This is a genomic window from Bradyrhizobium sp. Ghvi, from assembly GCF_900115265.1.
In the GTDB taxonomy this organism is placed as follows: Bacteria; Pseudomonadota; Alphaproteobacteria; order Rhizobiales; family Xanthobacteraceae; genus Bradyrhizobium.
The window spans coordinates 217,832-240,307 of the sequence record NZ_FOVU01000008.1; the positions used below are offsets into that span (position 1 = coordinate 217,832).

25 protein-coding genes and 1 other RNA gene are annotated in these 22,476 nt (G+C 63.4%); 8 read left to right on the top strand and 18 right to left on the bottom strand.

The genetic code is table 11. The features are described from left to right. Positions 1-46 precede the first annotated feature (46 nt). Positions 47-667: a ferric reductase-like transmembrane domain-containing protein gene (locus tag BM374_RS27570; protein ID WP_177248564.1), complete on the top strand. Its 621-nt coding sequence runs from the start codon at positions 47-49 to the stop codon at positions 665-667. Positions 668-1,079: 412 nt separating this feature from the next. Here the strand turns inward: BM374_RS27570 and ilvC are convergent, their stop codons facing one another. The 7 genes from ilvC to miaA form a co-directional block, all read right to left on the bottom strand. After that, positions 1,080-2,099 (bottom strand): ketol-acid reductoisomerase, encoded by a 1,020-nt coding sequence (gene ilvC / locus BM374_RS27575; protein WP_092299617.1) that lies wholly within the window; start codon positions 2,097-2,099, stop codon positions 1,080-1,082. A 133-nt stretch (positions 2,100-2,232) separates the two neighbouring features. Beyond that, positions 2,233-2,835, bottom strand: coding sequence for a LysE family translocator (locus BM374_RS27580; protein ID WP_092299619.1), 603 nt, complete (start codon positions 2,833-2,835; stop codon positions 2,233-2,235). A gap of 7 nt (positions 2,836-2,842) precedes the next feature. Beyond that, a complete protein-coding gene (locus tag BM374_RS27585; RefSeq protein ID WP_092299622.1) occupies positions 2,843-3,718 on the bottom strand; it encodes an EamA family transporter in 876 nt (291 codons plus the stop codon). Positions 3,719-3,767: 49 nt separating this feature from the next. Next, on the bottom strand, positions 3,768-4,463 hold the full coding sequence (locus tag BM374_RS27590; RefSeq protein WP_092299626.1) for a class I SAM-dependent methyltransferase: 696 nt from the start codon (positions 4,461-4,463) through the stop codon (positions 3,768-3,770). 3 nt (positions 4,464-4,466) lie between these two features. After that, positions 4,467-5,009 (bottom strand): acetolactate synthase small subunit, encoded by a 543-nt coding sequence (gene ilvN, locus BM374_RS27595; RefSeq protein ID WP_092299629.1) that lies wholly within the window; start codon positions 5,007-5,009, stop codon positions 4,467-4,469. Between the two features lie 25 nt (positions 5,010-5,034). After that, complete coding sequence (locus tag BM374_RS27600) at positions 5,035-6,810, bottom strand: acetolactate synthase 3 large subunit (RefSeq protein WP_092299632.1); 1,776 nt, start codon at positions 6,808-6,810, stop codon at positions 5,035-5,037. A gap of 329 nt (positions 6,811-7,139) precedes the next feature. Then, positions 7,140-8,081, bottom strand: a complete 942-nt coding sequence (gene miaA, locus BM374_RS27605; protein WP_092299635.1) for a tRNA (adenosine(37)-N6)-dimethylallyltransferase MiaA — start codon at positions 8,079-8,081, stop codon at positions 7,140-7,142. A gap of 11 nt (positions 8,082-8,092) precedes the next feature. Between miaA and serB the strand changes: the two genes are divergently transcribed. Further along, positions 8,093-8,998, top strand: coding sequence for a phosphoserine phosphatase SerB (serB, locus tag BM374_RS27610; RefSeq protein ID WP_092299638.1), 906 nt, complete (start codon positions 8,093-8,095; stop codon positions 8,996-8,998). A gap of 94 nt (positions 8,999-9,092) precedes the next feature. On the opposite strand, the gene BM374_RS27615 is transcribed toward serB, so the two are convergent. The 11 genes from BM374_RS27615 to BM374_RS27665 form a co-directional block, all read right to left on the bottom strand. Continuing rightward, complete coding sequence (locus BM374_RS27615; RefSeq protein WP_092299641.1) at positions 9,093-10,601, bottom strand: Do family serine endopeptidase; 1,509 nt, start codon at positions 10,599-10,601, stop codon at positions 9,093-9,095. 143 nt (positions 10,602-10,744) lie between these two features. Next, the gene (locus BM374_RS27620) at positions 10,745-10,951 is read right to left on the bottom strand and encodes a DUF2065 domain-containing protein (protein WP_092299644.1); all 207 of its coding nucleotides are present in this window, start codon (positions 10,949-10,951) and stop codon (positions 10,745-10,747) included. 72 nt (positions 10,952-11,023) lie between these two features. Continuing rightward, positions 11,024-11,920 (bottom strand): protease modulator HflC, encoded by an 897-nt coding sequence (gene hflC / locus BM374_RS27625; RefSeq protein ID WP_092299647.1) that lies wholly within the window; start codon positions 11,918-11,920, stop codon positions 11,024-11,026. Continuing rightward, a complete protein-coding gene (gene hflK, locus BM374_RS27630; protein WP_092299650.1) occupies positions 11,917-13,053 on the bottom strand; it encodes an FtsH protease activity modulator HflK in 1,137 nt (378 codons plus the stop codon). The genes hflC and hflK overlap by 4 nt, the downstream gene beginning before the upstream one ends. A 160-nt stretch (positions 13,054-13,213) precedes the next feature. Beyond that, entirely contained in the window at positions 13,214-13,729 is a 516-nt protein-coding gene (locus tag BM374_RS27635) for a dihydrofolate reductase (protein WP_092299653.1), read from the bottom strand. Further along, entirely contained in the window at positions 13,729-14,214 is a 486-nt protein-coding gene (locus BM374_RS27640; protein ID WP_092299655.1) for a GNAT family N-acetyltransferase, read from the bottom strand. Before BM374_RS27640 ends, BM374_RS27635 begins: the two co-directional genes overlap by 1 nt. A 5-nt stretch (positions 14,215-14,219) precedes the next feature. Further along, positions 14,220-15,014: a thymidylate synthase gene (locus BM374_RS27645; RefSeq protein WP_063689078.1), complete on the bottom strand. Its 795-nt coding sequence runs from the start codon at positions 15,012-15,014 to the stop codon at positions 14,220-14,222. Between the two features lie 209 nt (positions 15,015-15,223). Next, on the bottom strand, positions 15,224-16,738 hold the full coding sequence (locus tag BM374_RS27650) for a tripartite tricarboxylate transporter permease (protein WP_092299658.1): 1,515 nt from the start codon (positions 16,736-16,738) through the stop codon (positions 15,224-15,226). Between the two features lie 7 nt (positions 16,739-16,745). After that, positions 16,746-17,510, bottom strand: coding sequence for a tripartite tricarboxylate transporter TctB family protein (locus tag BM374_RS27655; protein ID WP_092299661.1), 765 nt, complete (start codon positions 17,508-17,510; stop codon positions 16,746-16,748). 92 nt (positions 17,511-17,602) lie between these two features. Further along, positions 17,603-18,133 carry a chromate transporter gene (locus tag BM374_RS27660; protein WP_092299664.1) on the bottom strand — a complete coding sequence of 177 codons (531 nt, stop codon included), beginning with the start codon at positions 18,131-18,133 and terminating at the stop codon, positions 17,603-17,605. Then, entirely contained in the window at positions 18,130-18,747 is a 618-nt protein-coding gene (locus BM374_RS27665) for a chromate transporter (RefSeq protein WP_092299667.1), read from the bottom strand. Before BM374_RS27665 ends, BM374_RS27660 begins: the two co-directional genes overlap by 4 nt. Positions 18,748-18,844: 97 nt before the next feature. Here BM374_RS27665 and ssrA point away from each other — a divergent pair. The 6 genes from ssrA to BM374_RS27695 all read left to right on the top strand — a co-directional run bounded on the left by ssrA (position 18,845) and on the right by BM374_RS27695 (position 22,469). Continuing rightward, positions 18,845-19,211: a transfer-messenger RNA gene (ssrA, locus tag BM374_RS27670) on the top strand. A gap of 113 nt (positions 19,212-19,324) precedes the next feature. Continuing rightward, positions 19,325-19,843, top strand: a complete 519-nt coding sequence (locus tag BM374_RS27675) for an SspB family protein (protein ID WP_092299670.1) — start codon at positions 19,325-19,327, stop codon at positions 19,841-19,843. 85 nt (positions 19,844-19,928) lie between these two features. Further along, a complete protein-coding gene (fumC, locus tag BM374_RS27680; protein WP_092299673.1) occupies positions 19,929-21,362 on the top strand; it encodes a class II fumarate hydratase in 1,434 nt (477 codons plus the stop codon). A 278-nt stretch (positions 21,363-21,640) separates the two neighbouring features. Then, positions 21,641-21,829, top strand: coding sequence for a DUF4169 family protein (locus tag BM374_RS27685; RefSeq protein ID WP_092299676.1), 189 nt, complete (start codon positions 21,641-21,643; stop codon positions 21,827-21,829). Then, the gene (locus BM374_RS27690; RefSeq protein WP_092299679.1) at positions 21,826-22,080 is read left to right on the top strand and encodes a ribbon-helix-helix domain-containing protein; all 255 of its coding nucleotides are present in this window, start codon (positions 21,826-21,828) and stop codon (positions 22,078-22,080) included. The genes BM374_RS27685 and BM374_RS27690 overlap by 4 nt, the downstream gene beginning before the upstream one ends. A gap of 113 nt (positions 22,081-22,193) precedes the next feature. After that, positions 22,194-22,469 carry a FeoA family protein gene (locus tag BM374_RS27695; protein ID WP_092299683.1) on the top strand — a complete coding sequence of 92 codons (276 nt, stop codon included), beginning with the start codon at positions 22,194-22,196 and terminating at the stop codon, positions 22,467-22,469. The last annotated feature ends 7 nt before the right edge of the window (positions 22,470-22,476 follow it).

Below are 22,476 nucleotides of genomic sequence, written 5' to 3' on the forward strand. Positions count from 1 at the left end.
CGCGCAGCAGCGCGATGTAATCAACGCTTACATAATGGAGGCCACCATGCCGCGACGTCAAAGCTGGCTTGAAGGGCGGCGGCTGCTCGCCGTCCTCACGCTGAGTCTGATCGCCCTAAGCCTCTCGATCGCCTCGATGCGGCAGTTCGACGTCGATGGCATCCGCATGGTGATCCGCTTCACGGCGCGCAGCTCGTTGCTGCTGTTTTGCCTTGCCTTCAGTGCCGCGGCGCTGGCGCGGCTCTGGCCCAACCCCTGGACGCGCTGGCAGCGCCGCAACCGGCGCTATCTGGGCCTGAGCTTTGCGGCGTCCCACGTCATCCACGCGATCGCGATCGTCGTCTTCGCGAAGATGGATCCGGCCGGCTTTGCGCAGGCGACCTCACCGGCCTCCTACATCTTCGGCGGCATCGGCTACCTCGTCATCATCGCCATGAGCGCGACCTCGCTCGACCGTACGGCCGCGCTGATCGGCCCGCGCGCCTGGCGCGCGCTGCACCTCGCGGGTGGCTATTACCTCTGGCTCCAGTTCATGGTGTCCTTCGGCAAGCGGGTGCCGGCCACGCCGGTCTATGCCGCCTTCCTCATTCCGCTGCTCGCGGTGATGGCGCTGCGGATGATCGCCATGGCCGCCCATCCACGCGCGCGAACGGCCAAAGCGAGCTAAACGTCCATCAACCCCTGCGGCAACAGCCCCAGCCGCTTGGCAATGATGCGGTCGAATGTCCGCTTCGGCAGCATCGCAGCAAATGGCGGGGGCCGATTGATTGTGCGTTGAAGCCGCGGATGAAGAGTTGAATCCTAGCCTCTGAAGACACAGCGCTTTCGGCGATCGCAAAGCTCGCGAAAACTCTGAATAACGACGCGAATCCAAGAATGTGGTTTAAGCGTCAGTCCTTGGCTCTCTGGGAGCACTTCAACTCGCGAAGAATTTGGATGAAGTCGCAATGCTTCGCGCGAGATGAAAAGAGCGAGACCGCTGTCCGCGATCTCGCTCCAATATATCCGCGAAGATTTAAGATTTGGTTGGCTCGTCATTCCGGGGCGCATAGCGCGCCCCCGGAATGACGGCGATGCCGTCAGTTCTTCGACTTGTCGACCAGCGCGCCCTTCTTGATCCAGGGCATCATGTCGCGGAGCTTCGCGCCGACTTCCTCGATCGGATGGGAAGCGAGCTTGGCGCGGGTCGCCTTGAACGAGGTCTGGTTGACCTTGTTCTCGAGCATCCAGTCGCGGGCAAACTTGCCGCCCTGAATATCGGCCAGAACCTTCCGCATCTCCTTCTTGGTCTCGTCCGTGATGATGCGCGGACCGGTGACGTACTCGCCGTACTCGGCCGTGTTGGAGATCGAGTAGTTCATGTTGGCGATGCCGCCTTCATAGATCAGGTCGACGATCAGCTTCACTTCGTGCAGGCACTCGAAATAGGCCATCTCCGGCGCGTAGCCGGCCTCGACCAGGGTCTCGTAGCCGCCCTTGATCAGCTCGACCAGGCCGCCGCAGAGCACGACCTGCTCGCCGAACAGATCGGTCTCGCACTCTTCCTTGAAGGTGGTCTCGATGATGCCGGCGCGGCCACCGCCAACAGCGGAGGCATAGGACAGCCCGAGGTCATGGGCGTTGCCCGAGACGTCCTTCGCGATCGCGATCAAGCAGGGCACGCCGCCGCCGCGCTGATACTCCGAACGCACGGTGTGACCGGGACCCTTCGGCGCGATCATCAGCACGTCGAGGTCGGCGCGCGGGTCGAGCAGGTTGAAGTGGACGTTGAGGCCGTGCGCGAACACGAGAGCAGCGCCCTTCTTCATGTTGTCGTGCAGGTGCTCGCGATAGATGTCGCCCTGGAGCTCGTCCGGGGTCAGCATCATGACGAGGTCGGCCCATTTAGCGGCCTCGGCGACTTCCATCACCTTGAAGCCGGCAGCTTCCGCCTTCTTCACCGAGCTCGAGTCCTTACGCAGCGCAATCGCCACTTCCTTGACGCCGGAGTCCTTCAGGTTGAGCGCATGGGCATGGCCCTGGCTGCCATAGCCGACGATGGCGACCTTCTTCCCCTTGATCAGGTTCAGGTCGGCGTCGCGATCGTAATAAACACGCATAGTCGTTTCCTCGTTGAGGGCCAAAATCGGCCGATGGGTCAGTGTCCGAAGGGTGGAATTTGCGGATTTCGGGGGCTGTCTAGAGCATTTTCAGCCCTGAGGGAAACCCGTTTCTGCATGGAAATCCGCGACATCATGCATCCATGAAAACGGGGTAGAGCGAGGCGAGCAGCAGCAGCGCCATCAGGATATTGAAGGCGCGGACCAGCCGCTCCGAGGTCAGCACGGGTCGTAGTGCAGTGCCGAAGAGAGCCCAGACCACGGTCGAGACCGTGCCGACCAAGAGGCTGATCAGGGTCTGGATCGCGATGTTGACCGGAAACTGGGCAATCGCCGCATAGGCGGTGATGGTGCCGATCACGATCACCCAGCCCTTGGCGTTGATCCACTGGAACATGGCAGCGCCCCAGAAGGTCATCGGGCCGCGGCGGTCCGCTTCGCCCGGCTTGGCCGGGCCGGACACGGCGATCACGGCAGCAAGATAGATCAGGTAAGCGGCGCCGGCATATTTCAGGATGGTCTGGAGGATCGGATAGGCCAGGAAGACGGTGCCGAGCCCGAGACCGACGGTGCCGACCATGAAGGCAAAGCCGAGGACGATGCCGACAATGTGCGGAATGGTGCGGCGGAAGCCGTAGGTCAGGCCGGAGGACAACAGCATGATGTTGTTCGGCCCCGGCGTGAAATACATCACCACCATGAAGGCGAGAAAAGCGTAGAACAGCGAATAGGCCATAGTTACCTCACGCAGTCTTCGGTAAGGCTTGCGGGCGTCGGACCAGCACCATGACGGCGATCCCGCCGATCACGGTGAGCATGCCGGCGAGGCGCAGTGGGCCGAACCGTTCGCCGAACACGATGCTGGAGGCGGCGGAGCCGACGAACGGCACCAGCAGCGCGAATGGCACCACCTGCGCCGCCGGATAATCGCGCAAGAGGCGGCCCCACAGCCAATAGGCGATGCTGGTGGAGATCGCGCCAATCACCAGCAGACAGACGAGGCCGGTCAGCGACATATGGATCAGCGACAGAAAGGTGGGCGCCGGCCCGTTGACGACGAGCGTCAGCGCGAACAGCGGCACGGCGGTCACAAGACAGAGCCAGGCGAACAGATCGAACATCGGCACACCGCGGGCGCCACGCAGCAACAAATTACCGATCGCAAAACTGACCGGTGCAATCATCAGCACCGCGAAGGCACCGACGCTGAAATCATAGCCGACCGTGCCGCAGATCATCAGCAGCCCGACGGCGGCGATAGCGATTCCCAGCGTCTGCGCCGGCGTCGGACGCTCGCCGAAGGCGATCGCGGCAAAACCGATGGTGAACAGCGCCTGGCTCTGTACGACGACCGACGTCAGGCCCACCGGCACGCCATGGGCAATCCCGTAGGCCTGCGACAGGAATTGCCCGAGAAACAGCGTAAAACTGATCGAGATGAGGAGCGGCCAGGCGACCTTCGGTCTCGGAATGAACAGGCACGGCAGCGCAGCGATGGAAAAACGCATCGCTGTCATCAGCTCCGGCGAAAATTCATCGAGCGCGATTCGGCTCGCCACGAAGGCAAGTCCCCAGATGATCGCCACCATGAGGGCGATAAGGATGTCGGCCGGCTTCATTGTTGTTTCCGGTTCTGCCCTGTCGTGCAGCCCTGCCAATTGTTCTTGTTTAGCCTTGCTCGCCGGCTTTCGGTTTCCTCAGCAGATAAGTGCCGTGCATCGGTGCGTGATAGTCGGCCGAGACCAACGTGAAGCCGACATCGGTCAGCATCCGCTCCATCACCCAGCCGAAGGTGGAATATTCGTCGCGCATATGCGTCACCACGCTCTCGCGCGAGAAATCATGATTCTTGATCTGGTAGTCGGCCCATTGCTCGACGTCGCGCTCGATCGCATCGGGCATCGACGCATAGACGATGTCGCGCAAGTAGAAGCTCGCGCCGGGCTTCAGCGCACGAAATATCCGCGACATCGCCACCACTTTCCAGAAGTCCGGCAGATGATGCAGCGTGAACTCGCTGACGATCAAATCGTAGGAGTCCGGTCGGTAGGCGAAGCTGAGCAGGCCGGCCGATTGCATGCGCACGGGTGCCTTGCGGTCGCGCGCATAGATCTCGGCGAGCGCCAGCATCGCCGGCGAGATGTCGATGGCATCGACCTCGGCGCCCATCAGCGCAGCTTCGGTGGCGAGCACGCCGTTGCCGCAGCCGATGTCCGCGATGCGCCAGCCACGCTGGACTCCAAGCATCTTCAGTGCGGCGCGCGCCCGCAGATCGGCATCGTCGTGGGCGTCGTAGATCGACGCCACCGCGGGCTCGATGCCCATCCGGTTCCGCTCGTTATAGTACCAGTCGCGCGCCAGCATGGTTCACATCCCTTCAGGCCCGCGACCGATCGCGGCAACGCCGGTGCGCGACACCTCGACAAGACCGAGCGGGCGCATCAGGTCGATAAACTGGTTGATCTTGTCCGTATTGCCTGTGATCTCGAACACGAAGCTCTCGGTGGTGGCGTCGATCACGCGGGCTCGGAAGGCATCAGCCAGCCGCAGAGACTCGACGCGGTGTTCGCCCTGCCCGCGCACCTTCACCATCGCCAGCTCGCGCTCGATCGAGCGGCGGGTCTGGGTCATGTCGACGACCTGGTAAACCGGAACCATGCGGTCGAGCTGGTGCTTGATCTGCGCGATCACCATCGGCGTCCCTGTGGTGACGATGGTGATGCGCGACAGATGCTTCTGCGCTTCGGTCTCCGAGACCGTGAGGCTCTCGATGTTGTAGCCGCGGCCGGAGAACAGGCCGATGACGCGCGCGAGCACGCCCGGCTCGTTCTGCACCAGCACGGCCAGCGTGTGTGTCTCGTTCGGATCGTGGCGTTCTTCGATGAAGTACGCGGATGCGGGCTGGTTCATTATCATCCCCTCAAATCTATCGTGCTCACACCAGAGCCTTGCCGCCGGCGAAGGCCTTGGCCGTGGCCTCATCATTGGCCTGCTCCGGCAGCAACATCTCGTTATGAGCCTTGCCGGAGGGAATCATCGGGAAACAATTCTCCAGCGCTGCGACACGGCAGTCGAACAGCACCGGGCGCTTGACCGCGATCATCTCCTTGATGGCACCGTCGAGATCGGCAGGCTTGGTGACCTGGAGACCGACCGCGCCATAGGCTTCCGCGAGCTTGACGAAATCCGGCAGCGCCTCGGAGTAGGAATGCGACAGGCGGTTGCCGTGGAGCAACTGCTGCCACTGCCGCACCATGCCCATGTACTGGTTGTTCAGGATGAAGATCTTGATCGGCAGTTCGTACTGAACCGCCGTCGACATCTCCTGGATCGTCATCTGCACCGAGGCGTCGCCTGCAATGTCGATGACGAGGCTGTCCGGGTGCGCCACTTGCACGCCGACCGCGGCCGGCAGGCCGTAGCCCATGGTGCCGAGACCGCCCGATGTCATCCAGCGATGCGGCTCCTCGAATCCGTAGAACTGCGCCGCCCACATCTGATGCTGGCCGACCTCGGTCGTGATGTAGGTGTCCTTGCCGCGCGTCGCCTCGAACAGGCTCTGGATCGCGTGCTGCGGCAGGATGACGTCGTTGCTCTTCTTGTAATAGAGCGAGTTGCGCGCGCGCCACTGCGCGATCTGCTGCCACCACGCCTTGATGTCGGGCTTCTTCGCCTCCGCCTTGAACACCTGGAGGATGTCACCGAGGACGTTGCCGCAATCGCCGATGATCGGCACGTCGACGCGGATGTTCTTGTTGATCGAGGAGGGATCGATGTCGATGTGGATCTTCTTCGAGCCCGGCGAGAACGCATCGACACGGCCGGTGATGCGATCGTCGAAGCGCGCGCCGACGCACAGCATGACGTCGCAATCATGCATGGTCATGTTGGCCTCGTAGGTGCCGTGCATGCCGAGCATGCCGAGCCAGTTCTTGCCCGACGCAGGATATGCACCCAACCCCATCAGCGTGGACGTGATCGGGATTCCGGTGACCTCGACCAGTTCGCGCAGCAGCTTGGTCGCTTCGGGGCCGGAATTGATCACGCCGCCGCCGCTATAGATCACGGGGCGCTTGGCACTGGCGAGCAGCGACACGGCCTTGCGGATCTGCGTCGCATCGCCCTTGACGCGCGGCGCATAAGAGCGGTGCACGTCGGATTTGCGCGGCGGATGATAGGTGCCGGTCGCGAACTGCACATCCTTGGGAACGTCGACCAGCACCGGGCCCGGACGGCCCGTGGTCGCGACGTAGAAGGCCTCGTGCAGGACCTTTGCGAGATCGTTGACGTCGCGCACCAGCCAGTTGTGCTTGGTGCAGGGGCGCGTAATCCCGACGGTGTCGCATTCCTGGAACGCATCGTTGCCGATCAGATGCGTAGGCACCTGGCCGGAGATGCAGACCAGCGGGATCGAGTCCATCAGCGCATCGGTCAGCGGCGTCACCATGTTGGTCGCGCCAGGACCTGAGGTCACCAGCGCCACGCCGGGCTTGCCGGTCGAGCGCGCATAGCCTTCGGCGGCATGACCGGCGCCCTGCTCATGGCGGACCAGGATGTGCTGGACCTCGCTCTGCTGAAAGATCTCGTCATAGATCGGAAGCACGGCGCCGCCCGGATAGCCGAAAATATCGGTCACGCCGTGATCGATGAGCGCGCGGACGATCATCGCGGCGCCCGTCATCTGGTTCGAATCGTGGCTCTTGTCGCTCATTGGCTTGCTCCGGATGCGCTAACGTCAGCGGCTTCGTTCGTGTCGGTTTCGGGAAATAAAAAAGGCCCCGAAGAGGGACCCTGCACACCGCCTGTCATGTGGATGGCAGCTAGCCACCCCCGGCGGTGTGCCTGGGTACGACGGCGATAAGGAGTTTGGTAATAATGTTACGCATGGCAGGCGCTCGGCTTCCCAAAGGTTGCGCGAACCATAGCGGCCAAAGCCTGGATGTCAAGGCAATGCGGCTGTTCCCGCGCGATTTTAGCAGTGTAGCGGCGTTCCCCGAGTTCGGCGAGAGGTAAAATCGAGAAGCTCGGCACAAAAGCGTGTCAACCAGAAGCCCGGGCCCCGTCGGCAGCCGCCGCCAGCCATCGCTTCGCCTGCTCCGGCTTCACCCATTCGAACTCCGGCAATTGGTGCCTGAACCAGGTGAATTGCCGCTTGGCATAGTGGCGGGTATCGGCGCGAGCGATCGTGGCAGCCTCTTCCAGGCTGAGCTCACCGCGCAAATGCCGGATCAGGGCCGGTACACCATGGGCCTTCATGGCTGGCAGCAGCGGGTCGAGGCCGCGGGCGGCGAGCCGCTCGACCTCATCGAGGGCGCCCGCGCCCAGCATGGCGTCAAACCGGGCGTCGATGCGGGCATAGAGTTCGTCGCGTTCGGGAGCGAGAAACACCGCACGAAAGCTATCCTTCGACAACAGCGGCGGCTGGCCCTCATGGTGCCAGTCGAGCAGCGAGCGGCCGGTCGCCTCGATCACCTCAAGCGCACGCGCGATCCGTGTGCGGTCGCGCAAGTTCAATCGCTCGGCCGCACGCGGGTCGCGGATCGCCAGTTCCGCATGCAGCGCCTCGACGCCGTTCCGCTCCAGTCGCGCGCGAACGTCCTCGCGCAGCTCTGCCGGGATCGGTGGCACCACCGAGAGGCCTGCCGTCAGCGCCTTGAAATACAACCCGGTGCCGCCGATCAAGATCGGCAGGCGGCCCCCTGCCCTCGCCTCTTCCAGCGCTTTCGCGGCATCAGCCACCCAGGCACCCGCCGAGAAATTCACGGCCGCATCGACATGGGCATAGAGGCGGTGCGGGACGCGCGTTTCCTCATCCTGCGTCGGACGCGCCGTGATGATGCGGAGGTCACGATAGACCTGCATCGAATCGGCATTGATGACGACGCCGTCCGCGCGCGAGGCAAGCTCCAGCGCCAGCGCCGACTTGCCGCTGGCGGTCGGGCCTGCGATAAGCACGGCCTTGATCGGATGCCCCTCGCTCACGAAAACCTCAAATGTCCCTCGTCGCCACGCTGATCTGCAATCCCGCCAATCCCGCGCTCGACTCTACCATCGTCGACGGCGCCCGCGCCGTGCTGCCGAAGGCGCAACCAGCGCACTGGCTGTTCGACGGGGTTGCGGTCGACATTCCCTTCGGCGCCGACAGTAACCTCGAAAGCGACCGTCACGCCATCGAACAGCGCCTCCGCGAGCTTCGCGGCGACCTGCCGATCGACATCGTCGTGCAGCCTGCCGGCTTCCGGCGCAAGAAGCTTTTTCTCGCCGACATGGATTCCACCATGATCGGCCAGGAATGCATCGACGAGCTCGCCGATCTTGTCGGGATGAAGGCCCACGTGGCCGCCATCACCGAACGCGCGATGCGTGGCGAGATCGAGTTCGAGCCGGCACTGCGCGAGCGCGTCGCGCTGCTGAAAGACCTGCCCGCCAGCGTCGTCGACGAAGTGCTGGCCAAGCGCATCACGTTGACCCCGGGCGGCCGCGAATTGGTCGCGACCATGCGTGCCCACGGCGCCTATACCTGCCTCGTCTCCGGCGGCTTCACGCTGTTCACCAGCGCGGTCGCCGCCAAGCTCGGCTTCCAGGAGAATCGCGCCAACGAGCTTGTCGTGCACGACGGAAAATTCAGCGGCGAGGTCAAGGAGCCGATCCTGGGCCGTGCGGCCAAGCTCGCGACGCTGGTGGAGCTGATGGAATCGTTCGACCTCGACGACGTCGACTCGGTGGTCGTAGGCGACGGCGCGAATGATCTGGCCATGATCCAGGCGGCAGGACTGGGTGTCGCGTATCACGCCAAGCCGGCGGTCGCTGCGGCAGCGGCCGCACGGATCGATCACGGCGATCTCACCGCGCTGCTGTATGCGCAGGGGTATCGGCGGGACGAGTTCGTGGAGGGGTAGCCGCGCGTCGTTCCGGGATGGTGCGCAAGCACCAGACCCGGAACCTCGAGATTCCGGGTTCGATGCTGCGCATCGCCCCGGAATGACCGATGTACTACTGCACGCTCAGCGCCACAAACCGAAGCTCGCCGTCACCGTTCGACACCAGCAGCAGCGCGGACTTCTTGCCGTCCTTCTTGATCTGGTCGATCCGCTTCTGGACGTCGGCGCCGCTCGAGACGGCTTCCTGCGCGACTTCGACGATGACGTCGCCGGCGGAAAGCCGCTTCTCGGCGGCATCGGAGTTGGCGTCGACATTGGTGACGACCACACCCTTGACGCTGTCCTTGATCTTGTAGCGCGCGCGCAAATCCTTGTTCAGCACGGCGAGATCGAGGCCGAGCGCCTTCTGCGTCACCGGCTTCTCCGGCGGAGGCTCGTCGGTCTTCACCGCGGCCTGCACCTTTTCGGGATCCTGCAGGCGACCGAGCGTGACCTTCTTGGTCTGCTCCTCGCCCTTGCGGATGATGACGACGTCGACCTCCTTGCCGACGGCGGTGTCGGCGACGACGCGCGACAGGTCCTTCGGGTCCTTGACGTCCTTGCCGTCGAACTTGACGACAACGTCGCCGGGCTCGATGCCGGCAGGCTTGGCCGGGCCCTTGTCGTCGATACCCGCCACCAGCGCGCCTCGCGCCGGCTTGATGTTGAGGCTCTCGGCGATTTCGTCGGTGACGCTCTGGATGCGCACGCCAAGCCAGCCGCGACGCAATTCGCCGAACTGGCGGAGCTGGTCGACGACTCCAGCGACCGTCTTCGAAGGCACGGCGAAGCCGATGCCGATCGAGCCGCCGGAGGGCGAGATGATCAGGGTGTTGACGCCGATGACATCGCCTTCGAGATTGAACAGCGGGCCGCCGGAATTGCCGCGGTTGATGGCGGCATCAGTCTGGATATAGCTGTCATATGGTCCCGAGGAGATGTCGCGATTCTTGGCCGAGACGATGCCCGCGGTCACCGTGCCCCCTAGGCTGAACGGGTTGCCGATCGCGACCACCCAGTCACCCAAACGCAGCTTGTCGGAGTCGCCGAACTTCACTGCAACGAGCGGCTTCGGCGGCTTGAACTTCAACACGGCGAGGTCGGTCTTCTTATCTACACCGACAAGCTCCGCCTTGATCTTGGTGCCGTCGTTGAGGATGACGTTGATCTCGTCGGCATCCGCAATGACGTGGTTGTTGGTGACGACGACGCCTGACGTGTCGATGATGAAGCCGGAGCCAAGCGAATTGGTCTTGCGCGGCGGGCCACTGCCGTTGTCGCCGCCCTTGCTGCCGCCGGGACCCTTGCGGTTCTTGAAGAAGTCGTCGAAGAACTCCTCGAACGGCGAGCCAGGCGGCAGTTGCGGCATGGTGTTGCTGCCGCCGCCCTTGGCCTCGACGGTCTGCGAGGTCGAGATGTTGACGACCGCGTCGATTACTTTCTCGGCAACGTCGGCGATGCCCTCCGGTCCGCGCGCATGTGCCGGCGAGCCGAACACGCTGAAAGCACCGAGCGCGAGCGCGGCCAGCCCAAATCGCGCGTGTTGGCGCAAACGGGTCGGGACAATGGTGGCAGCGGTCATTGTGGTCTCCAGAGAAAAGGATTCGGCGTCAAGACTGCGCTCGAACGGGGGCACGGCGCAAGCGCGGAGCTTAACGGGCCTCAAGTCGACAATCATACGGCGAAAAGCCGCCTCTCGCCTTCACTTTGGCGTTGGCGCTGCGGCTACATCGGGCGTCGCATGACCCAGATCAGGATCAAGCCGGCGACCGCCGATCCGATCCCGACCGCCCGGAGGATATTGTCCGGCGTGGCAATGGCGCTCTTCATGGCCTTGCGCATCCAGGCCGGACTTGCCGCGAACATCAAGCCTTCGAGCACGAACAGGATGCCTAAGCCGATGAGGAAGTCGGCGAACGCAATGGACCTCATCGGATTGGAACCTCCCGTGATGCTGTTCTTTGTTTGGACGAAGGGCGGCCGAAACCGCCGCCCTTGTCTAGCTTATGGTTTCGCCGGCGTCTCGGCCGGCGTCTTGCCGGACGGGTTACCAAAATACCGGAAGAAATCCGAGTCCGGCCGCAGCAGGTAACGGGTGTCGTCCTTCTTCAGCCCGGTCTCATAGGCCGTCATCGACCGGTAGAAGGCGAAGAAGTCAGCATCCTTGCCATAGGCTTCGGCAAAGAGACGGTTGCGCTCGGCATCGCCCACGCCGCGCGTCTGCTCGGCCTGCGAGTTCGCATCGGCAATGATGACAGTGACATCGCGGTCCGCTTTGGAGCGGATTTCCTGCGCCTTTTGGCCACCCTGCGCGCGGAACTCGGCTGCTTCGCGCTGGCGCTCGGACTTCATCCGGTCGTACACCGCCTGGCTGTTCTGCTCCGGTAGATCGGCGCGGCGAATACGGACGTCGACCACCTCGATGCCGTAACCGTCGGCCTCGTGGTCGAGCTGCTCGCGGATACGTCCCATCAGCTTCTCGCGCTCATCACGCACCACGGTGATGAAATTGACCTCGCCGAGCACGCGGCGCAGTGCCGCGTTCAACAGCGAGGTGAGCTGGAGGTTCGCCGCCTGGATCGAGCCGACGCTCTGATAAAAGCGCAGCGCGTCCTTGATGCGGTAGCGGGCAAAAGCGTCGACCACGAGCCGCTTCTGGTCGGAGGCAATCACCTCCTGCGACGGGTTCTCGAGATCGAGGATCCGCTTGTCGATGTTGATCACGGAGTTCCACGGCGCCTTGAAGTGCAGCCCGGGATCGGTGACGACATCCACGGGCTTGCCGAATTGCAGCACGATGGTCTGCTCGGTCTGCTGCACCGTGAACAGCGACATGTAGCCGACGATCACGACCAGGAGCGCCGCAAGCAGCGCGACAAAGCCTGTCACGGGAGACCTCATCGGGTACCTCCGCTCGGCTGCTGGCCTGCTGTCGTGGGCTTCTTGGCCGACAGTTCATTGAGCGGCAGATAGGGCACGATGCCCTGGCCCGACGAGCTTCCGTCATAAATCAGCTTGTCCGAGCCGCCGAGCACGCGCTCCATCGTCTCCAGATAGATCCGTTCACGCGTCACGTCGGGCGCCTTCTTGTATTCCTCGTACACTTTCAGGAAGCGAGCGCTCTGGCCCTTGGCCTCGGCGACCGCCTGCTCCTTGTAGCCTTCGGCCGCTTGGAGGATCTGAGCTGCTTTGCCGCGCGCTTCCGGCACGACCTTGTTGGCATAGGTCTGTGCTTCGTTCTGCAACTGCTCGAGATTGGCTCGCGCCGCCTGCACGTCGCGGAACGCATCGATCACCTGCGCCGGCGGATCGACCTTCTGCATCTGCACCTGGGTGATCTGGATGCCGGCGCCATAGCCGTCGAGCGTCTTCTGCATCAGATCCTGCACGGTGGTCTCGGTCTGCGTCCGCGCGCCGGTCAGGATCGGCTGGATGTTGGAACGGCCGATCACCTCGCGCATCGCGCTTTCGGCGACCGCCTTCACGGTGCCCTCCGGATTCTGGATGTTGAACAGGAAGTTGCCGACGCCGTTGGGCTTGATGCGCCAGAGCACGGTGAAGTCGACATCGACGATGTTCTCGTCGCCGGTCAGCATCAGGCTCTCTTCAGGCACGTCTCGGATCGAGCGGCCGCGGCGGGCCGGATCGTCGATCAGCGTCATGCCGATGGAAATGGTGGAGACGCGCAGCGCCTTCGGCAGCAGCACGGTCTCGATCGGATAGGGCAGATGGTAGTTCAGGCCCGGATCGACGGTGCGCACATGCTTGCCGAAGCGGAGCACGACGCCCTGCTCTTCGGACTGCACGCGGAAGAAGCCCGACAGCAGCCAGAGCGCGACGATGATGAGCAGGATCAGCGTGATGCCGACGCCGGAGAAATAGCCGCCCGGCATGATCTGCTGGAGCCGGTCCTGGCCGCGCCGCAGAAGGTCTTCCAGATCCGGCGGCCTTGGCCCGACCGGTTGCGGGCCTGTGCCCCATGGTCCTTTCGGACCCGAGCCCCAAGGGCCACCGCCCTGATTCTTCCACGGCATTCGACGCTCTCCTCGGCAGACCGGGACTAGAACTTCAGCCGGCCCGCATTGTCCGGTCCGGCTTTATAGGGGACCGAAAGGGCCCTTACAACGCAAGCCTGACCGCCCTTCGAGCTAAGCTCGGAGGCAGAAAAGTCAATGTTAACATTGGCGAACGCAGTTAATGGGGTGGTCGCCGACGATATGTCACATAGGAGTAGTCGGCGGTGTCGTCAGGTCCGGCCGGATGGCGAACACGCTCGGTCTCCTGCCACTGCGCCTTGTCGATGGCGAAATGCGTGTCGCCGTCGGGACGTGCGTGCACTTCGGTGATCTCGAGGCGGTCGGCACGATCGAGCCATTGCCGGTAGATTTCGGCACCGCCGATCACCGCGATCTCGGCGACCGAACGCCGCAGGGCGTCGCCAAGCGCGACCGCACCCGCGTCGACCGCCGATGTCGTGACGATGGCGCCAGCAGCGCGATAATCCGCATCGCGCGTGATGACGATGTTGGTGCGGTTCAGAAGCGGGCGGCGCCCGGGCAAGGATTCGAAGGTCTTGCGGCCCATGATCACGGGCTTGCCGATGGTGAGCGCCTTGAAGCGCGCCATATCGGATTTCAGCCGCCAGGGGATCGCATTGCCAGCGCCGATGATTCCGTTCTCCGCGATCGCAACGACGAACACGATCTCCATCAGGCCTCGCCTCCTGCAAGCCGCGTGAGCGCAGGGCCAGAGACGCGGCAGAGCGTCCAGTCGTCGAGCATCACCGCGCCGAGCGACTTGTAGAATGCGATGGACGGCGCGTTCCAGTCGAGCACCGCCCATTGCAGGCGCGGCCAGCCATTGTCGACGCATTCCTTTGCGAGATAGACCAGCAGCGCCTTGCCGAGGCCTTTGCCGCGATGCGACGGCCGCACGTACAAATCTTCGAGATAGATGCCGTAGCGGCCGCTGAAGGTGGAGAAATTCAGGAACCAAACCGCAAAGCCGACCGGCTCGCCGTCCCAGCAGGCAATCGCACAAAACAGCCTGGGATCGCTGCCGAACAATGCGTCCGCGATATCAGCTTCGCTCGCTTCGACCTCGTGCGAGAGCTTTTCGTATTCGGCAAGCTCGCGGACGAAATCAAGGACGAGCCCGGCTTCGCCCGGGCGCGCGCGGCGGATGCTGAGCGGCATCGATGCTAGACCGCGACTTCCGCCTTGATGTGCGGATGTGGGTCGTAGCCGACGAGCTCGAAGTCCTCGTAGCGGAAGGAGAAGATGTCCTTCACATCAGGGTTGATCCGCATCACCGGCAAGGCGCGCGGTGCGCGCGTGAGCTGGAGACGCGCCTGTTCCAGATGATTGGAATAGAGATGGGTGTCGCCGAGCGAATGCACGAAGTCGCCGGGCTTCAAGCCGGTGACCTGCGCCACCATCATGGTCAGCAGCGCGTAAGACGCGATGTTGAAGGGCACGCCGAGAAAGACGTCGGCCGAGCGCTGATAGAGTTGGCACGACAGCTTGCCGTTGGCGACATAGAACTGGAACAGCAGGTGGCAGGGCGGCAGCGCCATCTTGTCGACGTCCGCCGGATTCCAGGCGGTGACGATCAGCCGGCGCGAATCCGGGGTGCGCTTGATCATGTCGATGACCTTGGCGATCTGGTCGATGCTGCCACCGTCCGGCGTTGGCCATGAGCGCCATTGATGGCCGTAGACCGGGCCGAGATCGCCATTGGCGTCGGCCCATTCGTCCCAGATGGTGACGCCGTTGTCCTTCAGATATTTGATGTTGGTGTCGCCCTTCAGGAACCACAACAGCTCGTGCACGATCGCTTTCAGCGGCAGCCGTTTGGTGGTCAACATCGGAAAGCCGGCGGACAGATTGAAGCGCATCTGATGGCCGAACACCGACAGGGTGCCGGTGCCAGTCCGGTCGGTCTTCTCGGCGCCGTCTGAAAGAATCCGCTCGAGCAGGTCCTGATACTGGTGCATATGCCCAAACCTTTAGAAACACGGCAGCCTTTGGGGAGGCGGCGAACTTAACGGCCACCCCCGCGCCGCGACAGCGGCGATTCGCTGTCTCCACCGATTATACCCGGAAAAGTGAGAGCCCCCGGCGCAAACGACAAGGGGCGGAACTAGCGTCCCGCCCCGCGCCTATCGGCTTGATCTTACTAGTTAAATCGCCTGTTGCACTGCGATCAGTTCTCGGATTCGGTGAACACCTCATCGCGCTTGGCGCGCAGCATCGGCAACAGCGTCAGCACCAGCAGGAAGGCCGCGATCGCGAGCAGCACCGCCGACAGCGGTCGCGTCAGGAATACGCTCCAGTCGCCACGCGAGATCAGCAGCGCGCGACGCAGGTTCTCTTCCATCAGCGGTCCGAGCACCATGCCGAGCAGCAGCGGCGCCGGCTCGAAATCGTGCTTGATCAGCCAGTAGCCGACCAGACCGAACACGCCTGCGAGGATGACGTCGACCGGTGCGTTGTTCACCGAGTAGATGCCGATCGCGCAGAAGATCACAATCGAGGGGAACATCAGCCGGTACGGCACGCGCAAGAGGCGGACCCAGATGCCAACCAACGGCAGGTTGATGATGATCAGCATCAGATTGCCGATCCACATCGAGGCGATCATGCCCCAAACAAGGTCCGGCTGCTTCTGCATCACCTGCGGGCCCGGCACGATACCATGGATGGTCATCGCGCCGACCATCAGCGCCATCACCGCGTTCGGCGGAATGCCGAGGGTAAGCAGCGGGATGAATGAGGTCTGCGCCGCGGCGTTGTTGGCGCTTTCCGGAGCCGCCACGCCCTCGATCGCGCCGCGGCCGAACCGCGATGGGTTCCTGGCGAGCTTCTTTTCGAGCGTGTAAGCCGCAAACGATGCGATGACAGCGCCGCCGCCGGGCAGGATACCGAGGATCGAGCCGAGCACTGTGCCGCGCAGGATCGCAGGCGTCGAGTCGATCAGGTCCTTTTTGGTCGGCATCAGGCCGGTGATCTTCTGCTGCACGAGATCGCGGTTCATCTCGGCGCCGGCGTCGAGGTTGCGGATGATCTCGGCAAAGCCGAACACGCCCATCGCCACCGTCGCAAAGCCGAGGCCGTCGGCAAGCTCCGGAATGTTGAACGCCATGCGCGAGGCACCGGTCTCGATGTCCGAGCCGACCATCGACAGCAGCAATCCGAACACGATCATCGCGATCGCCTTCAGCACCGAGCCCTTGGCGAGCACGACGGCGAAGATCAGGCCGAGCACCATCAGCGAGAAGTATTCCGCCGGACCGAACGCCAGCGCGAGCTTGGTCAGCGGCGCGCCGAGCACGGCGATAAGCACGGTCGCGACGCAGCCGGCGAAGAACGAGCCGATCGCGGCGATCGCCAGCGCCGGGCCGGCACGGCCCTGCTTGGCCATCGCGTGGCCATCGATGGCGGTGACGACCGATGTCGCTTCGCCTGGAATGTTCACCAGGATCGAGGTGGTCGAGCCGCCATACTGGGCACCGTAATAGATGCCGGCGAGCATGATCAGGGCACCGACCGGCGGCAGTCCGAAGGTGATCGGCAGCAGCATCGCGACGGTGGCAATGGTGCCGATGCCCGGCAGCACGCCAACCAGCGTGCCGACGAGCGCGCCGATCAGGCACATCAGAAGGTTGATCGGCGAGAAAGCGACGGCAAATCCGTGAGCGAGGTTGGCAAAAAGCTCCATGACAGCCTCACTGAGCCAGGAAACGCGGGAACATCGGCATCGGCAGGCCGAGCACGTAGGGAAACAGCAGCGCGCAGCCGACCGTCAGGCAGGCGCCGACGATGGCCGCCTCCACCCAGCGCGTTTCATGCGATCCGAGCGCGGCAATCATGAAGCTCACGAACGCCGAGAACACGAGGCCCAGCGGCCGGATCGCCAGCGCAAAAAACAGGATCGCGCACATCACGAACAGCGGCCCACGCCAGGAATAAGGTGCGAGCGCCGGCCCCTCGTTCAAAAGGCCCGTCAAGGCGATGCCGGCGGACAGAGCCACAAGCAGTCCGCCGAACATGCGCGGTGCGGTGCCTGCACCGAAGGAGAAGCCACGCATGCCCTGCAAATCGCTCGAGGCCCACAGGGCGAACAGCGCGAGCGCCATCAGGATGACGCCGCCGATATAGTCCTGGCCCGACCTGATCGTCATGAACAGCGTGACGATCGCCACCGCAAACAGCGGATAGGAATAGATCAGCGCCAGCAGAACGTCCGACGACGCCTTCTTGGCGTCACCGCCGACCGCGCCAATCAGCGCAGCGGGCGCACCCGCAACGAGCGCTGTGACGTGGCTGATCAAGACTGTGGCGGGACCCCGCCCGGCACCCCAGCCAAAGATGGTCCCGATCGACCAGATGAATTCGAAAATCTGCGGCGCGAGCGCCAATAGGCAGAAGCCAAGCGCCACCGACGCGTTTCGGCCGGCTGTCGTCGCCGAGTGGCCCATTGTGTCGGCCATGCATGTCTCCTCCGCGACCCGTAAGTCACGAGCACTGTTGTTCTAATCGGCTGGAACTGGATACCCGCCCGGATCCTGCCTAGCGATTTTCATCACACAATGCCAGCAAAACCCAACAGGCCTCCTATGAGCAGAAGCCACAGTGGATTGACGCGCGAGATCGAGGCGATCGCTGCAACCGTCGCGGTCAGAAGCAGTGCAGCAATGGTGCGATCCGTCGACTGGGCCAGGATCAGAGCGCTGGCTGCCATCAATCCGATCGAGAGCGGAACCAGTGCAGCCTGAATCAAGGCGGGCCAGCGGGACTGGCTCGGCCGGTTCAAGAGGCGGCTGACGCAATAGGCAAGCAGCGCCGTCGGCAGGCACATCGCCAGCGTTGCCGCCAGCGCGCCAGGAATGCCGGCCACGGCATAGCCGATTAACGTGACGATAAGCACGTTCGGACCCGGCGAGAGTTGCGCGATCGCATAGGCGTCGGTGAACTGCTTGTCGGTCATCCAATGGTGCACATCGACGGCGATGCGATGCATCTCGGGCACAGCGGCCGCTGCGCCCCCGACCGCGAACAACGACATCAGAGCAAATGTCGAGATCAACGCCCAGATCGGATTCTCGCTGCTCATGCTGCTATCTTCCGTCGCATCACATAGGTGGCGCCGACGCTGAGCGGGATCGCGACCAGCAGCACCGCCTGCAGCGGCAGGCGCAGCACGCCGATGGCCAGGAATACGCCGAGCACCAAGACGAGCACGACGATGTCCATTCGCTTGAGCAGCGGCGTCATCATCCGGAAGACCACCGCGATCAAGAGGCCAACCGCGGCGCAGGAAATGCCCGCGAGACTACGACGGAGCACCTCCACGTCGCCAAACCGGGCGTAGATGATCGCAAGCACGGTCATGATCAGCGTCGGTGGCAGCAGCAATCCGGTGAAGGCAGCGACGCCGCCGGCGATCCCGCGCAGCCGGGATCCGAACACCATCGACAGGTTGACGATGTTGGGCCCCGGCAGGAAATGGCAGAGCGCAAAGGTCTCGTTGAACTGGTCTGGCGTCATCCAGCGGTGCTGCTCGACGATGGCGCGCCGGGCGAAGACCAGAACGCCGCCAAAACCGGCCAGCGACATCCGGGCAAAGGCCAGGAATAGGGCGAGCAGGCCGGGCAACGGGGCGTGGGCGGCAGGGAGAGCAAGTCCCTGATCCGGCTCTTGCAGGGCCGGTGCTGAATCCGTGGACATGTCAGGAGCTTAGAACGCGGCTTGGGATGCGGCAAAAGATCGGGCCGTGCACCATCACCGACCTATCCAAAGGGAACCGTGCCTTGCCCACTCGAAACCCCTGTTTTTTGAAACCTTTGCCCCCTATATTGGGGGTGCCGGTTCGCCGGCTATGGAAATAAACGGTCGTCGCAATAAACCATTCGGACCCGGGGGCGGTACCCGGCGCCTCCACCAAAGCCCACCAGCGGGCTCACCCGAGAGCGGGCTTTGGCGGGGGCGAAATAGGATCGACGAGGGCGTAAAGGGCGTACTTTTTCCCGGTATTGTTCCGCCGTTATCGGGCTACTGCAATAGTTGCCAACGACAACTTTGCTCCGGTTGCTCAGGCTGCGTAACGCAGTTTGAAAGACCACTTTAAAGTCCTAACGGGTTAAGCTCCGTTAGGCGGGGTTCGGAGGCACCTGGCAACAGAAGCCTCCACTTACCTCTGATTTCCTTCCCGGCGGGGACTCCTGCTGACCCGTCAGCCGCGGTACTATTGCGGCTTGGCGAGTCGGGCCGGCAGGGCCTGGCTTCGGGATGCAACAGGACCATCATGGCGACCGATCATATCCGATACGATGTGCTGGCCCGCGACGCGTTGCGCGGCGTGCTGCGCAAGGTGCTGACCGATGCCGCAGCCAACGGTCTGCCGGGCGAGCACCACTTCTTCATAACCTTCGTGTCCAAGGCGGAGGGCGTGAAGCTGTCGCCGCGGCTCCTGGCGCAGTATCCGGAAGAGATGACGATCATCCTGCAGCACCAGTTCTGGGACCTGACCGTGCTCGAGGACCGTTTCGAGGTCGGGCTGTCCTTCGGCGGCATTCCAGAACGGTTGGTCGTGCCGTTCAGCGCCATCAAGAGCTTCCTCGACCCGTCAGTGAAATTCGGCCTCCAGTTCGACACCTCCGATGTCGCCGAAGTCGCGGGCGAGAATTTGCCGGCGGCCCCTGCCCCGTCCGCCGTCGCGATGCCTGCGCCAGCTACCGAGGCGGCAGAGAGCACGGACGAGCCGCCACCGCCGAACCAGGGCGGCGCCGAAGTCGTTCGGCTCGACCGTTTCCGCAAGAAATGATCTAGCCTGGGCGTGAAGCCATCGCGCCCGGCCAAACTCCCTATATAGATGAGCATGAAAGCCGCGCGAAATTCCGCACGGCAGAATGGATGTGCTCATGGCCAAACCTGCCCGCGGGAAGACCGCCCGCCCCGCGACCCGCATCGAGACCGACAGCTTTGGTCCCATCGAGGTCCCCGCCGATCGCTATTGGGGAGCACAGACCGAACGTTCGCGGCAGAATTTTCGCATCGGCGTCGATCGCATGCCGATCTCGCTCGTGCATGCCCTCGGCGTCGTCAAGCTAGCGGCCGCACAGTCCAATCTTGAGCTCGGCCTGCTCGACAAGCGCCGCGCCAACGCCATCATCCGCGCCGCACATGAGGTGATCGAGGGCAAGCTCGATGACCATTTTCCTCTTGTCGTGTGGCAGACCGGCTCGGGTACCCAGAGCAACATGAACCTCAACGAGGTCATCGCCAACCGCGCCAATGAGCTGCTCGGGGGCGAGCTCGGCGCCAAGAAGCCGGTACATCCCAACGATCACGTCAACATGAGCCAGTCGTCGAACGACTCTTTCCCCACCGCGATGCATGTCGCGGCCGCAGGCCGCATCATCGCTGATCTCATTCCCGCTCTCGGCGAGCTGCACCGCGCGCTGCGCAAGAAGGAGAAGGATTTTGCTGACATCGTGAAGATCGGCCGCACTCACACCCAGGACGCGACGCCGCTGACGCTCGGTCAGGAATTCTCCGGCTACGCCGCCCAGGTCGAAAGCGGCATCACGCGGCTGAAGCTCGCGGTGAAAGACCTCTATCCATTGGCGCAGGGCGGCACCGCCGTCGGTACCGGCCTCAACTCCAAGCCACGCTTTGCAAAGCTGTTCGCCAAGCACGTCGCCAAGATCACGAAACTGCCCTTCACCAGCGCCGCCAACAAATTCGAGGCGCTGGCCTCCAACGACGCCTATGTGCTGGCGCACGGCGCCATCAATTCCGTCGCGACAGGCCTGTTCAAGATCGCCAACGATATCCGCCTGCTCGGGTCGGGCCCACGCTCGGGCCTCGGCGAATTGATCCTGCCGGAGAACGAGCCGGGCTCGTCGATCATGCCGGGCAAGGTCAATCCGACGCAGTGCGAGGCGATGACCATGGTATGCTGCCAGGTGTTCGGCAATCACATGGCAATCACGGTCGCAGGCAGCCAGGGCCATTTCGAGCTCAACGTCTACAAGCCCGTTCTCGCCTACAACATGCTGCACTCGATCCGCCTGATGGCGGACGCGGCGCGCTCCTTCACCGAACATTGCGTCAGCGGCATCCGCGCCGACCGGAAGCACATCAAGGAGCTGATGGAGCGTTCGCTGATGCTGGTGACCGCGCTGGCGCCGAAGATCGGCTACGACAACGCAGCCAAGGTCGCCAAGACCGCGCATGCCAATGGCACCACGCTGAAGGAAGAGGCGCTGCGGCTCGGCTTCGTCTCGGCCGACGAATTCGACCGCTTGGTGCAGCCGGACAAGATGACGCGGCCAGGATGAATTCCGAATTCCGATAGCCATCCGTAATGATACGGAGGCCTAAAGTTCATAATTATTGGGGCTTAAAGGACGGGATTTGATTACCGTCAATGTGGCCGGGGGCGCGGGTGGTACGCAAGGCCCTACAGCCCCTGATGGGCGAAATCATCGTTTGATGGTCCCTGAGGCCGATTGACGAGGACGAGCGAATGACGATCAAGTCTTTTGGGGCGCAACGCGGCGCCCGGTTTCTGAATGTTTCATCCTGCCCGGAAAGGATCGGATGATGGAGACGCGGCATGGGGAACGTCATCAACCTGAATCGTTTCAGGAAGCGCGCCGAGCGGGAAGCGTCGGCGAAGCAGGCGGACGCCAACCGAACGAAGTTCGGCCGTACGAAAGCCGAGCGATCGGCGGAGGAGAAGCAGGCGGACCAGGCGAAGGCACATCTGGACCAGCATCGGATCGATCGCGAGGACCAGCCATGAAGTCGCCCGTCGTGAAGCGTTCGATCGTGGTCGCCGGCCACAAGACGAGCGTCAGCCTGGAAGAGGCGTTCTGGAACGGCATGAAAGAGATCTCGAGCCTGCGCAACATGACGCTGTCCGAGCTCGTCGGCGAGATCGACGGCGCGCGCCAGCAGGGCAATTTGTCCTCGGCGATCCGCTTGTTCGTGCTCGACTACTTCAAGAGCCGCGCCATGGCCGCCATGCAGCCGGACAAGGTCCCGGCGCAGTAGCGCCGGGGCGTGCCGCCCACGGCTTCGTGATCTGCACTTTAAAATCGCTCTAAGGTGCAGTTTCAGCGGGCATGCGCGCTTGACCTCAATGCCCTGCGTTGAAAATACAGGGCATGACCGACACCCGTGATATGCGCCGCGAGATGCCGCTGGGCCTGGCCCAGCGCGGCTATACCGGCGTCATTCAGCACCTCTCCGCCAAGGACTCGGGATCGGCGCTCTCGGACATCGAGCTCGAGAGCCGGCTGATCGAACTCGGCTTCGTCGAGGGCGCCCGGGTCGAGGTGCTGCACGAGGGGCTGGTCGGGCGCGATCCGATCGCCGTGCGGGTCGACAACATCACCATCGCGGTGCGCCGTCGCGAGGCCATGGCCGTCATCGTCGCCTGAGATCGCG